Origin of the sequence: Nostoc mirabile CHAB5784, assembly GCF_020829645.1 — a bacterium.
GTDB classification, from domain to species: Bacteria; Cyanobacteriota; Cyanobacteriia; order Cyanobacteriales; family Nostocaceae; genus Nostoc; species Nostoc mirabile.
Window position 1 is genome coordinate 23,952 of the sequence record NZ_JAIVFS010000026.1, and the last position, 12,794, is coordinate 36,745.

Here is a 12,794-nt window from a genome sequence, read left to right on the forward strand (position 1 = left end):
CATATTCAGTAATTTGCATTGAGAGTCAGATCATGACAGACACAGCAACTACCACTACTAGCCTCAACAAGTTCGAGAAATTCAAGGCTCAAAAAGATGGACTCGCCATCAGGGATGAGATAGAGAAATTTGCCGCCTTGGGGTGGGAAGCAATGGACGAAACCGATCGCGATCATCGACTTAAATGGGTGGGTGTGTTTTTCCGCCCAGTCACCCCAGGTAAGTTTATGATGCGGTTGCGGATGCCTAACGGTATTCTCACAAGCAATCAGATGCGTGTTTTAGCCCAAGTAGTGCAGCGTTACGGTGATGATGGTTGCGCTGATATTACTACGAGACAGAATATCCAATTACGGGGGATCAGAATTGAAGATTTACCAGATATCTTTAATAGATTTCACGCAGTTGGTTTAACCACTGTCCAGTCAGGGATGGATAACGTCCGTAATATAACAGGCGATCCTGTGGCGGGGTTGGATGCGGATGAGTTGTATGACACACGAGAGTTGGTACAGCAAATTCAAGATATGCTCACCAACAAAGGGGAAGGGAACCCAGAGTTTAGCAACTTACCACGGAAGTTTAATATTGCGATCGCAGGTGGAAGAGACAATTCAGTTCATGCTGAAATCAACGATTTAGCTTTTGTTCCAGCATTTAAGGAGGGGATAGGGGACACTTCGACAAGCTCAGTGCATCGCTGGGGACAGGGGATAGGGCAAGAATTTTCACAATCACCAATATTCGGCTTCAACATCATTGTGGGTGGCTTTTTCTCAGCTAAACGTTGTGAGGCGGCGATTCCTCTAAATGCTTGGGTACTTCCCGAAGATGTAGTCGCTGTATGTAGAGCCGTTTTGGAAGTCTTTCGTGATCATGGCCCGCGTGCTAATCGGCAAAAATCGCGCCTAATGTGGCTAATTGATGAATGGGGTGTAGAAAAGTTTCGAGCAGAAGTAGAAAGCCGTTTGGGTAAATCATTATTATCCGCAGCAGCAAAAGACGAAATCGACTGGGAAAAACGCGACCATATCGGGGTATATAAACAAAAACAATCAGGATTAAATTACGCAGGTTTGAACATTCCCGTCGGGCGGCTGTATGCCGAAGATATGTTTGAAATTGCCCGTCTAGCGGAAGTTTACGGCAGTGGCGAAATCCGCTTCACAGTTGAGCAAAACATCGTTATTCCCAACATTTCTGACTCGCGTTTAGCAACATTTTTAACAGAGTCTTTGCTAGAAAGGTTTTCTATTGATCCAGGTTTGCTGACGCGATCGCTAGTATCCTGCACAGGCGCACAATTTTGCAACTTTGCCCTGATCGAAACCAAAAACCGCGCCCTGGCAATGATTAAAGCCTTAGAAGAAGACTTAACTTTCACCAATCCAGTCCGAATTCACTGGACAGGTTGCCCCAACTCTTGTGGACAGCCCCAAGTTGCAGACATCGGCTTGATGGGAACTAAAACTCGCAAAAATGGCAAAACCTTGGAAGGCGTTGACATATATATGGGCGGCAAAGTTGGCAAAGATGCTCATTTGGGAACTTGCGTCACCAAAGGCATACCATGCGAAGACTTGCAGCCAGTATTGCAAGATTTACTGATCAAAAACTTTGGGGCAAAACTCAAGCAAGAAGCCCTACTAGTTAGGAACTAGATTGGCCAAACAGGGCATTGGGCAAAACTCATACTTCAATCTTAAAGGCTCAACTTCCGAGATAAAAGGCTCAACTTCCGAGATAAAAGGCTCAACTTCCGAGATAAAAGGCTCAACCTCCGAGATAAAAGGCTCAACCTCCGAGATAAAAGGCTCAACCTCCGAGATAAAAGGCTCAACCTTCGAGATAAAAGGCTCAACCTTCGAGTTCAAAGGCTCAACTTCCGAGTTCAAAGGCTCAACTTACCCTCAATATGATTCGGATAAGATCCCCCCGCCTGTGGCGACCCCCTTAAAAAGGGGGTAATTAGAAAAAAAAGCCCCCCTTTTTAAGGGGGGTTGGGGGGATCTCCGACGAATAAACACGTTAACCGAACCGTCCCTACCTCTTTTCCGTATTTTATTCAATTAGAAAGATTAGAATGCTTAAAAACTTATTTTCATTTAGCGATCGCTACCGCATCTTACATCAAACTTGGTTTGCTTTCTTTCTCACCTTTGTCTGTTGGTTTAACTTTGCTCCCTTCGCTACAACCATTGGCAGAGAACTAAATCTAGCGCCTGAGCAAATTAAAACTTTAGGCATCTGTAACCTCGCCCTCACAATTCCTGCCCGGCTAATTATTGGGATGCTTCTGGATCGTTTTGGCCCCAGAATCACCTACTCAATGCTGCTGATGTTTGCGGTTGTTCCTTGTTTAGCAACGGCGCTAGCGCAAGACTTTAATCAACTAGTCATCAGTCGTTTGCTGATGGGAATTGTCGGATCTGGGTTTGTCGTGGGTATCCGCATGGTGGCGGAATGGTTCCAGCCGAAGGAGATGGGAATTGCTCAAGGCATTTATGGCGGTTGGGGTAACTTTGGGGCTTTTGGTGCAGAGTTTGCCTTACCGATACTTGCAGTTTCTACTAGCTTTTTCGCTGGTGGTGCTTCTAACTGGCGGTTTGCGATCGCATTTACAGGGATTATTGCAGCCATCTACGGCGTAATTTATTACAACAGCGTCCAAGATACGCCCACTGGCAAAGTCTACAAGAAACCTAAGAAAAATGGTTCTCTAGAAGTCACCAGTATTAAAAGCTTCTGGGCGATGATTGTCTCAAATTTTGGTTTGATTTTCGCTCTAGGTTTATTAGCTTGGCGCTTAGAACAAAAGAACATTCACTTCCTAACTTTGAGCCAAATGTATCTGGCTTGGTTCCTATTAGCAGGATTGTTTGCTTACCAAAGTTACCAAGCTTGGCAGGTAAACCGAGAACTTCTAACTGGTAAAAAAACTTACGCTCCATCTGAACGCTTTCAATTTGGTCAAGTAGCCTTACTCGAATTCACTTACATAACTAACTTTGGCAGCGAACTAGCAGTTGTTTCCATGCTCCCGGCATTCTTTGAAAAAACTTTTGCTTTAGAGCATGTTGTAGCTGGGATGATTGCTGCTACCTATCCGTTCTTAAATTTGGTTTCTCGTCCCAGTGGTGGCTTAATTTCTGATAAATTTAGCTCCCGTAAATGGACAATGACAATTATTAGTGCTGGCATTGGAGTTAGTTATTTGATTGCACATTTTATTAATAGTAACTGGCCGATTCCGCTAGCGATCGTAGTTACAATGTTTGCCGCCTACTTTGCCCAAGCTGGCTGCGGTGCAACCTACAGCATCGTACCCCTAATTAAAAAAGAAGCTACTGGACAAATTGCGGGAAATGTGGGAGCTTACGGTAATTTTGGCGGCGTAGTTTACCTGACAATTTTTAGCTTAACCGACGCTCCAACACTATTTAGCACAATGGGTATAGCTGCTTTAGTCTGTGCTTTCATGTGCGCCTTCTTCCTCAAAGAACCAAAAGGTTCCTTTGCCGCCGCCTATGAAGGTGAATTACCAGAAACCCCAACTAAAAAATCTATTTTCTTAACTGAAGAATAATCAACTTAAGGATGAAGTAGAAAATTAACTATAGCGCTTCTCTGTTGAGTGTAATACAGACCTAACCCCCAGCCCCTTCCCTTGCAGGGAAGGGGAGTAAGATTCAAGGCGTTGCTGAATCAAGGGATGATTCTTGTAGGGTGGGCGTCTCGCCCGCCCTGAAATACAAGGGACGGGCAAGATGCCCATCCCACAAAACTAGCAAAATCATCCCGCAAATATGCAACGCCGATTCAAAGCCTCTCTCCTAAAAGGAGAGAGGAATGGAAGTGAGGTCAAAATGTATTGTATCCAAACGAGAACCGCTATATCAAAATCCATGAAAATCTCTTTTTCTTCTCTCTGCGCTCTCTGCGTCTCTGCGGTTCGATAAATTAAGCTTTCTAGCAATTTTTCCCTAACACACAAATTCCTCAAACTGCCGCTACATCTGAGGTTGCACAATCCAAACAACAAAATGGTACAACTGCCATGAGTGAATTTACCAAAACCCTTTGTCCCTACTGTGGTGTTGGCTGTGGACTAGAAGTTTCACCCCCAGCCCAACATAACAAAGCAACTAATCGAGATAGCCAAGGAAATCCAACTTGGCGGGTGCGCGGTGATAAAGCCCATCCATCCAGCCAAGGAATGGTTTGTGTCAAAGGCGCAACGATCGCAGAATCTTTAGATAAAAATAGATTACATTACCCAATGGTGCGAGACTCCTTAGATCAAGAGTTTCGGCGCGTTAGTTGGGATGAAGCCTTTAATATCATCACGCAGCGCATTCAAACAGTACGCTTCACCCAAGGCCCAGAAGCCTTATGTATGTATGGTTCCGGCCAGTTTCAAACTGAAGATTATTACATAGCCCAGAAACTGATGAAAGGCTGTCTGGGTACTAATAATTTTGATGCCAACTCTCGCTTATGTATGTCTAGTGCGGTGGCTGGCTACATTCAAAGCTTTGGCTCAGATGGCCCGCCTTGCTGTTACGATGACTTGGAGTTAACCGACTGTGCATTTTTAATTGGTACTAATACAGCCGAATGTCACCCCATCGTTTTTAACCGACTGGAAAAGTATCACAAAAAGAACCGCAAAGTCAAAATGATTGTGGTTGATCCCCGTCGCACACCAACCGCAGAAGCTGCTGACTTGCATTTAGCAATTCGTCCCGGTACAGATATCGACTTGTTGAATGGCATCGCTCACTTGTTGATGCGCTGGAACTACATTGATACCATGTTCATGGACGACTGCACCAGCAACTTTCCGGCTTATGCTGAAGTGATTCGGCACTATCCCCCAGAAGTGGTGGCTCGTCAATGTGGAATCAGCATTGAAGATTTAGAAACAGCAGCTCGCTACTGGGGCAAATCAGAGCGAGTACTATCTTTGTGGTCAATGGGTGTGAATCAATCTTCAGAAGGGACGGCTAAGGTAAGAACTATCATTAACCTGCACCTGATGACTGGACAGATTGGCAAACCTGGGGCTGGCCCTTTTTCCCTCACTGGTCAGCCAAACGCAATGGGAGGAAGGGAAGCCGGAGGTTTGGGGCATTTATTACCGGGTTATCGGGTGGTGAAAAATCCTCAGCACAGAGCAGAAGTTGAGCAGCTTTGGGAACTTAAGCCAGGACAGATTTCGCCCAATCCAGGTTTGACTGCTTGGGACATGATTACTGGCTTGGAAAATGGCGCTGTAGAGTTACTGTGGATTGCGGCTACCAACCCAGCTGTAAGTATGCCAGATTTGGAGCGGACGAAGAAGGCATTATTGCGATCGCCTTTCACTATTTACCAAGACGCATATTATCCTACAGAAACTTCTGCTTACGCTCATGTTCTGCTACCAGCAGCCCAGTGGGGTGAAAAAACTGGTGTGATGACAAACTCTGAACGGGTGATAACTTTATGTCAAGCATTTCGCCAACCGCCAAGAGAAGCTAAAGCAGATTGGGAAATTTTCGCCGAAGTTGGACGTAGATTAGGTTTTGAGAAAGAGTTTGCCTTTGCTAACTCTGCCGAAGTTTATGCTGAGTTTGTCAAACTAACTAAAACTCGCCCCTGCGATATGACGGGTATCAGTCACGCGCAATTAAAAGCAGAAGGCCCGACTCAATGGCCTCATCCAGAAAAAAGTTATGAGTTAAGAGTGAGGAGTTATGAATTAGAATCTTCAACTCCTAACTGTACAGATGCGATTAATCGCGTCTCTACTCCTAATTGTACAGATGCGATTAATCGCGTCTCTACTCCTAATTGTACAGACGCGATTAATCGCGTCTCTACTCCTAATTGTACAGACGCGATTAATCGCGTCTCTAACAAACGCCTCTACACTAATCTTTGCTTCCACACCCCTGATGGACGCGCTCGATTTGGGGCATATTACTCAAAGGGACTGGCAGAACCACCAGACCCAGATTATCCTTTTGTACTAACTAATGGAAGACTTTACGGACACTGGCATACCCAGACACGCACTGGGCGAATTGAAAAAATTTGTAAAATGCATCCCGAACCGTTTATCGAAATTCATCCCCGTGATGCTGCTCGGTTAGGTATTGGAGATAGTATGTATGTAGAAGTGCGATCGCGTCGGGGTAAAGCCAAGTTTCCTGCTAAAGTGACAAAAGCGATCGCGCCTGGTACAGTTTTTGTCCCCATGCACTGGGGTTCACTGTGGGCAGATAATGCCGAAGCCAACGCCCTAACCCATCCAGAATCTTGCCCCGATTCGCTGCAACCAGAATTAAAAGCCTGTGCTGTGCAGCTGATACCAATATCTGTGGAAGTTACAGTCAAAGATTATCAACTCCAGTCCTCACAATGGTAAGCTCCTAACTGTACCGCTCAAGAGGTAATTAATAATCACTAATAGGTAATTTAGTCAATAATCAATAACCAATAGTGATTATCATTTTTTATGGCTCTCTACAATTGACCCATACCAATTACCATATCTAAAGAGTCAAAATCTCTAGTAACAAGAGGTTTGACAAGCGTAAATGGTAAGTTGTTTGATATGTCTAAGAGTTGCAAAACTGAATTACGAATTACGAATTATGAATTACTTTAATCCTCTAGATTTATCTATGGGATTTTATTTTATTTAAAAATCGGGTGCAGCAGATGAAAAAGTTAATGAGGCGAATTTTAGAAGTTACCAAAGATGAGAACTTCATGCACATCATTGAAAACATAGAAGTGATAGTTTCTAAAGTTCTATCTATTTTTATGGTGATCGTAATTTTGGTAGCGATCGGGGATTTAGGAGTATTTATTATTAAAGAGTTATTTACAGCGCCTTATGCAAAGTTTAACACAACCCTGTATAAAATTTTTGGTCTATTTTTGAATATTTTAATTGCTTTAGAAATCTTAGAAAATATCACAGCTTATTTACGAAAACACGTTTTTCAAGTTGAATTAGTTATTGTGACATCTTTAATTGCTGTTGCCAGAAAAATTATTATTCTTGACTTAGAAAAAATTGGAGGTATTGATATAATTGGTTTAGGAATTGCTATTCTCGCACTTTCAATTAGTTATTTGATAATTCGTTTCAGTAATGCCAAAAATACCCGTTAAAAATTAAAGAGGTCTGGCATAGAATTTAGTTAGATATAGGTTAGTGTGAACTCTTTGCAGATAATATATAGCAATCCGATTTTATTTTTGAAAAAATCGAGGTATATGTAAGGTGTGAAAGCATTGGGTAACGCACCGTTCATTGATGGTTAAAAACCTTTAATTTTGAATAATCGAATTTTGAATACTTTCTTATGACAGATTTCTTTGAATTTGAAGCAGACTTTGTTGATTCCCTGCGCTGTATCCCCATGCAAGTGCGTTGCAAATTAGATACTTGTGGCATTAAGCTAAAATTGTCTGATTGGAATCAAATGACTACAGCCGAGCGTCAAGCTTTAGTCGAATTACCTTGCACTAGAGAAACAGAAATTCAGTCTTACCGCGAACATATCCAGCAATTAATTCTACAGCGCACGGGTCTACCAGCTACAAAATTGCCCATCGAGCCTCATCCCGCATGGCTAGACTCTGCCACTCTACCAGCCAGCATCCAGGAAAAAGCTCAAGAAATAGGTGTAACCCTGACACAGCAACATTGGGCAGGTTTAACGCCCTTACAGCGTTTTGCCTTGATTAAACTCAGCCGCCCAGGACATGAAAACAAAAACTTTAACAGAGCGATCGCAGAATTTAATCTGCTTTAATTAGCCAATAGTCATTAACAGAAAAAATCTGTAGAGTGCATTACACTTTGTTAACTTGCTGCTCTCAAATGATACATTACAGCACAGTTAATGCTCTAATGTATCAGAAATTTACGCATGCTTAACGTAGCTAACTCTAAATTAATATTTACTTTATAGACCACTATTAACTATTGGCTAATAGGTGAGGGTAACAAAAATATGGCTGCAAAGAAACTTTTGATGCTGGTTGGGGACTATGTAGAAGATTATGAAGTGATCGTTCCTTTCCAGGCGTTGCAAATGGTGGGGCACACTGTCCATGCAGTTTGCCCAGACAAAAAAGCTGGCGACAAGGTACGGACAGCAGTTCACGACTTTGAAGGAGATCAGACTTACAGCGAAAAACCCGGTCACAATTTCACTTTAAATGCTACGTTCGCAGAAATAAAAGCCGAAACTTACGATGCCTTAATCATTCCCGGAGGACAGGCACCAGAATATATCCGTCTGAATCAGCAGGTACTAGAAATCACCCGTCACTTTGCCCAAACGAATAAACCGATTGCTGCCATCTGCCACGGCTTGCAATTATTAGTGGCTGCTGATGTACTGCAAGGCAAAAGATGTACTGGCTACCCTGCTTGTAGCCCAGATGTCAAGAGTGCTGGAGGGATTTATGTCGCTATCCCTGTTGATCAGGCAATAGTTGATGGTAACTTAGTGACAGCACCAGCTTGGCCTGCTCACCCCCATTGGTTAGCAGAATTCCTCACAGTACTTGGAACTAAGATTGAACACCCAGAACTGGCTACAGTTGTTTGAAGCAAGATACCGGAAATCTTTTGCTTCGATCTTCGGGGCAGGTTAAGAGTAAGAGGCATAAGGGACTTCCAAGAAATAAATTATCCAAATAAACGAACCACTCCAGACACAGAGAAGCCAGTGCGCCCTTGCGGGTTCCCCGACTTGAAGCAACTGGCGCAACACGGAGAGAGGAGAAATAGAGAGAGTTTTTGCGTCAGTTTTGGAACATTTTTTTATTTGGAAGTCCCTAAAGCAAGTGGCGTGGAAACCTCCTTTTCTACCAGACGCGCCGCGTTAGCAAAAGCCACAGTCCGGCGGAAATAAACCTACTATTTCCATTACAACCAGAAAGCCCAAAATTAAAGCATGTGTGAGTTTTGGCTTTTGAGAGCCAGTTGCTTCTCCCTACAGCCCTTCTCAAGACAGGAGACGCTGTTCGCGTTCGGGCATCCTACGGCAGGCGCTAGCCTCTCACGAATGGGATTCGGGAGACGCTGCGCGTAGCTTGCTTCCCCGGAGGGGTACAACGCTCTTAACCCGCGCAACGCACTGGCTCAAGATTGACTTCCGCTTTGCAGTCCTTGCCTCTCCCTTTGCGAGAATACCGTAGTGGCTCACACAAGACCAGTGAAAATTATATATTTTTTGAATAGAACAAAATGCAGTAAAAAATACTATTTTTTGATAAATTGCCGTGGGTTTAATTTGCAGTTAGGATGTCTTGAGTACACGACCGATACAATCTGATTTATCCGCCTAACAAGCCAGTTTTAGGATAAACTCTTAGCAAATGGAATACTTATTTACATTAGGTAAAACAATTTGAAATTTTGCATCTATAAATTTAAATTTCTTAGCAGTAAGTGAAGCTATAGTGGATTTAGCAATGCTGCTGTTAATGTGGCTAAGGTTAGTCCTGCTGCCAAATTATGTGAAGAATTAGTTTAGAAACGCACTTCTTATCGATGACAGGCAAACACGCAAGACATAATGCATTTCTGCGGCTAGTGTCTGGTAATGGGGCAGCTTTTGGATCAGAATCTCGCTACTCCCTGCCCCCCAGTAAAGAGATGGTAATTGGACGCGACCCCAGCTGCCAAGTTGTCTTGGATGCCATGATGTACCGAATGGTATCTCGTCGTCATGCAGTGGTTCGCCCACTCTCTCTATCGCCAGATAGTAAATTCAGTTGGGTGCTTTGTGATTTGAATAGTGCCAATGGCACTTATTTGAATGGACAACGCTTGTATGAATGTCAGGAATTGCACCCAGGCGATCGCATTTCTCTAGGTGCTGATGGGCCGCAATACGTTTTTGAGTACGAGTATACCTCACTCACCCCAGCCACAACAGTTAACCAAGTTACACCATTACCTTCGGCGACAAATTACCACAGCCACACACAATTAAAGCAGCCAGATTCTGTTAGCTTCACCCAGCTTTTTCCAATTATTTCCACTGGTAAAGATTTAACTCGTAAAGCTTACCTTGTACCAGGAATACTGACCGTCATCTTTGTAGTTTTAATGTTTGCTACAGTCGGTCAGCCCCAAGCTAATCAAGTTATCGTCGCAACTTACATCGCCTTCGCTGCCTACTATTTTGTTTACCAACTTTGCGGTAAACAGAAGCCTTGGTGGGTGCTAATGGCTGCGGCATTGGGTACGATGCTGATTTTGCTTAGTCCGCTATTGGATTTATTTATCTTCGTGTTTCGCACAGTCCTGCCTGGAAACTTGCCCTCATCCCAAGAATCTACCACCTTCACAGAGTTGCTGGTGCGGATGTTTTTTGGCGCTGGTTTGATGGAGGAATTACTCAAGGCATTGCCTGTACTAGGGGCCTTTGCCATCGGGAGAATGTTGTCTTCACCTTGGCGGGAACGCATAGGCGTCTGGGAACCTCTAGATGGTATTCTCCTGGGAACAGCTTCTGCTGTGGGCTTTACTCTCTTGGAAACTCTCGGACAATATGTGCCAGATATTACTCAAAATGTCACGCAACAGGTGGGTATAGGCGCTGCTGGTCAACTGGCGGGTTTGCAACTGCTAATTCCGCGAATTTTAGGCTCTGTAGCCGGACACATGGCTTATAGTGGCTACCTGGGTTATTTTATTGGGTTAGCTGTTCTCAAACCCAGTAGAAGTTGGCAAATTCTCTCTATTGGTTATCTTAGTGCTGCTGCGCTCCATGCTTTGTGGAATGCTACAGGATCAATTAATGCCTTGCTGTTGGTAGTTGTTGGGGTGTTATCTTATGCCTTTTTGATGGCAGCAATTCTCAAGGCACGGGTGCTATCACCGACGCGATCGCAAAATTTTGCTACTCGATTTCTTGGCCCAAAATAAGAGATGGAGCAGGGGGAGTAGAGAGAAGTGGGAACGGCGCTACCCTGCTGGTTCTTTGTGTACCCCTACGGTGAAGCAAGCGACGCGTAGCGTCTCGTAGAGAAGGAGTACCGCTACCATTTCATTACAGCCAGAAAGCGCAAAATTAAAACATACGTGACTTTTGATTTTTGACTTCCGCCTTGCGGTAGTATACGCTTTGCGGCTTGCCGCAGGCATCTGAACTGACCAGAATTAACAATTCAAAATTCACGCATTCACGCATTCAAACATTTTAGACATTTTCAGACGAAGGCGAATGCGTCTCTAAGAGTTGAGAAGTGCCAAGCGATAGGTTAAGAGCGTTGTGGCAACTACGTTCGATTTAAACCCCGACTGAAAATGATCGGAGGCGGAGTGGCTCCGACTCCGCACTACGTGTAATGGTTGGGGTCTTAAACCCTTTGATTTCCGATAAAAAGGTACAGAGTAACTAAATTTATTTATGGAAAATAAAAAAATGTATGTAGTGACACGTAGTGCAAGAAATACTACGTCAAAATAATTCGTAATTTATAATTCGTAATTCGTAATTATTACCCCACGACTGAAGTCGGGGGCCTAATTGAGGAATAAATTTATTTGTCTCCATAAACTTTAGTTAGGGGCTTGTACCTTTAATTACGAATTACGAATTACGAATTACGAATTAGTAATTATTTGGTCAGTTGACTCAGAGCAACTAAATTTATTTATGCGCTTGGTAAATTTTTGAATGCGTGAATGCGTGAATGCGTGACTTCCCCGAACGCGAGTGCGTCCCGTAGGGAAGGGGCTGACGCTGTTCGCGTTCGGGGGGAACAGGCGAGCCGGGAGAGAAGAGGATATAAAAGACCTCTTAAGCGTTGACTGTTGACTTTTGAATATTTATATCTTGGGATAGATAGCCTAATCTGAGAATCAGTTTAAGGTAAGGTTAATATAGGCGAACTATACAAAAATACTAATAATTAGTGAATGTTTAAATAGTCGCACAAGGTTACTAGCAGATAAATCTGCCTGCACCTGAAATTTATCTAGAAAACAGAGACAATTCATTCAAGTTATGCTTCATAGTGAGACTTGTTGATTTCATTGAAAGCATAAGAAGCGATCGCTAAACTAACCTTTGCTTTCTCTACTTCTGATAAAGCTGTCCACTGGCTATTTTGAAGATTACTGAGTGCAGATGCGGCGTTATGAGATTCGCTACTTCGCATAGCGTAAGCAAAAGGACGAGCTAAAACTAAAAGATCCTCTGTTCTCCAATTTGGTAGTACTGTCTGAACACACTCAACCAGTTGTTCACCGATTGATTGCTGGGCAGCAAGAATTTCAGCAGCTTTGGTGGCGATGGCATTGAGCAATGCTTGGGGGACACAGGCGGCAAAAGTAATAGATAATGTTTCTTGAAGATTAAGCACTAGTGCTTGTTGGGGATTGTGATTAGAGTCTGACTCCACAAAGACGCCAGACCAAAGTGTGTCTAGATGGCTATAAAAATCTTCTGATCGCGTTGTCAGTTCTTCCTCAAGCAAATCTTGCATTCCGAACTGTTGTTCTAATTCGTCAAAATAAGCTTCTGACTCTTCATCAGCTGGATTCCAGGGATAGGTAGCATCCTCTGGTTCCAGTAACACTTCTAATAATTCTAAATCTACTTGAGATGGCAAAGAAGAGAAAGTGTCTGAGCCGTTAATTTTATTAGCCATTTTTCATTGCCTCACAATTATTTGGTGGTATTGACAACTACAATTCCTCAGAAGAGATTTCCGCAAAAATAGTCGAATTTTTCTATGTTTCTATAGTAAAAACAAATTTTAAAGGT

Annotated in this window: 9 protein-coding genes; 7 read left to right on the forward strand and 2 right to left on the reverse strand. The window is 43.3% G+C overall.

Annotated elements, in window-relative coordinates; genetic code table 11:
- Positions 1–32: 32 nt before the first annotated feature.
- On the forward strand, positions 33–1,661 hold the full coding sequence (locus LC653_RS18150; RefSeq protein ID WP_229495865.1) for a ferredoxin--nitrite reductase: 1,629 nt from the start codon (positions 33–35) through the stop codon (positions 1,659–1,661).
- Here the strand turns inward: LC653_RS18150 and LC653_RS18155 are convergent.
- Complete coding sequence (locus tag LC653_RS18155; protein WP_229495868.1) at positions 1,647–1,895, reverse strand: hypothetical protein; 249 nt, start codon at positions 1,893–1,895, stop codon at positions 1,647–1,649. The two genes, LC653_RS18150 and LC653_RS18155, sit on opposite strands and share 15 nt — an antisense overlap.
- 188 nt (positions 1,896–2,083) lie before the next feature.
- Between LC653_RS18155 and LC653_RS18160 the strand changes: the two genes are divergently transcribed.
- The 6 genes from LC653_RS18160 to LC653_RS18185 all read left to right on the forward strand — a co-directional run bounded on the left by LC653_RS18160 (position 2,084) and on the right by LC653_RS18185 (position 10,948).
- On the forward strand, positions 2,084–3,586 hold the full coding sequence (locus LC653_RS18160; protein WP_229495870.1) for a NarK family nitrate/nitrite MFS transporter: 1,503 nt from the start codon (positions 2,084–2,086) through the stop codon (positions 3,584–3,586).
- A gap of 471 nt (positions 3,587–4,057) precedes the next feature.
- Entirely contained in the window at positions 4,058–6,412 is a 2,355-nt protein-coding gene (locus tag LC653_RS18165; protein WP_229495872.1) for a molybdopterin oxidoreductase family protein, read from the forward strand.
- A gap of 296 nt (positions 6,413–6,708) precedes the next feature.
- The gene (locus tag LC653_RS18170; RefSeq protein ID WP_229495874.1) at positions 6,709–7,167 is read left to right on the forward strand and encodes a phosphate-starvation-inducible PsiE family protein; all 459 of its coding nucleotides are present in this window, start codon (positions 6,709–6,711) and stop codon (positions 7,165–7,167) included.
- A 194-nt stretch (positions 7,168–7,361) separates the two neighbouring features.
- Positions 7,362–7,814: a nitrate reductase associated protein gene (locus tag LC653_RS18175; protein ID WP_229495877.1), complete on the forward strand. Its 453-nt coding sequence runs from the start codon at positions 7,362–7,364 to the stop codon at positions 7,812–7,814.
- A gap of 201 nt (positions 7,815–8,015) precedes the next feature.
- A complete protein-coding gene (locus LC653_RS18180; protein WP_229495880.1) occupies positions 8,016–8,618 on the forward strand; it encodes a DJ-1/PfpI family protein in 603 nt (200 codons plus the stop codon).
- 947 nt (positions 8,619–9,565) lie between these two features.
- Positions 9,566–10,948, forward strand: a complete 1,383-nt coding sequence (locus LC653_RS18185; RefSeq protein WP_229495882.1) for a PrsW family glutamic-type intramembrane protease — start codon at positions 9,566–9,568, stop codon at positions 10,946–10,948.
- A 1,082-nt stretch (positions 10,949–12,030) separates the two neighbouring features.
- Here the strand turns inward: LC653_RS18185 and LC653_RS18190 are convergent.
- A complete protein-coding gene (locus LC653_RS18190; protein WP_229495885.1) occupies positions 12,031–12,678 on the reverse strand; it encodes a hypothetical protein in 648 nt (215 codons plus the stop codon).
- Between the last annotated feature and the right edge of the window lie 116 nt (positions 12,679–12,794).

Coding starts and splice junctions, on each gene's coding strand:
- LC653_RS18150 (WP_229495865.1), top strand. CDS start 33: ATGACAGACACAGCAACTACCACTACTAGCCTCAACAAGTTCGAGAAA.
- LC653_RS18170 (WP_229495874.1), top strand. CDS start 6,709: ATGAAAAAGTTAATGAGGCGAATTTTAGAAGTTACCAAAGATGAGAAC.
- LC653_RS18185 (WP_229495882.1), top strand. CDS start 9,566: ATGACAGGCAAACACGCAAGACATAATGCATTTCTGCGGCTAGTGTCT.
- LC653_RS18190 (WP_229495885.1), bottom strand. CDS start 12,678: ATGGCTAATAAAATTAACGGCTCAGACACTTTCTCTTCTTTGCCATCT.
- LC653_RS18165 (WP_229495872.1), top strand. CDS start 4,058: ATGAGTGAATTTACCAAAACCCTTTGTCCCTACTGTGGTGTTGGCTGT.
- LC653_RS18180 (WP_229495880.1), top strand. CDS start 8,016: ATGGCTGCAAAGAAACTTTTGATGCTGGTTGGGGACTATGTAGAAGAT.
- LC653_RS18175 (WP_229495877.1), top strand. CDS start 7,362: ATGACAGATTTCTTTGAATTTGAAGCAGACTTTGTTGATTCCCTGCGC.
- LC653_RS18160 (WP_229495870.1), top strand. CDS start 2,084: ATGCTTAAAAACTTATTTTCATTTAGCGATCGCTACCGCATCTTACAT.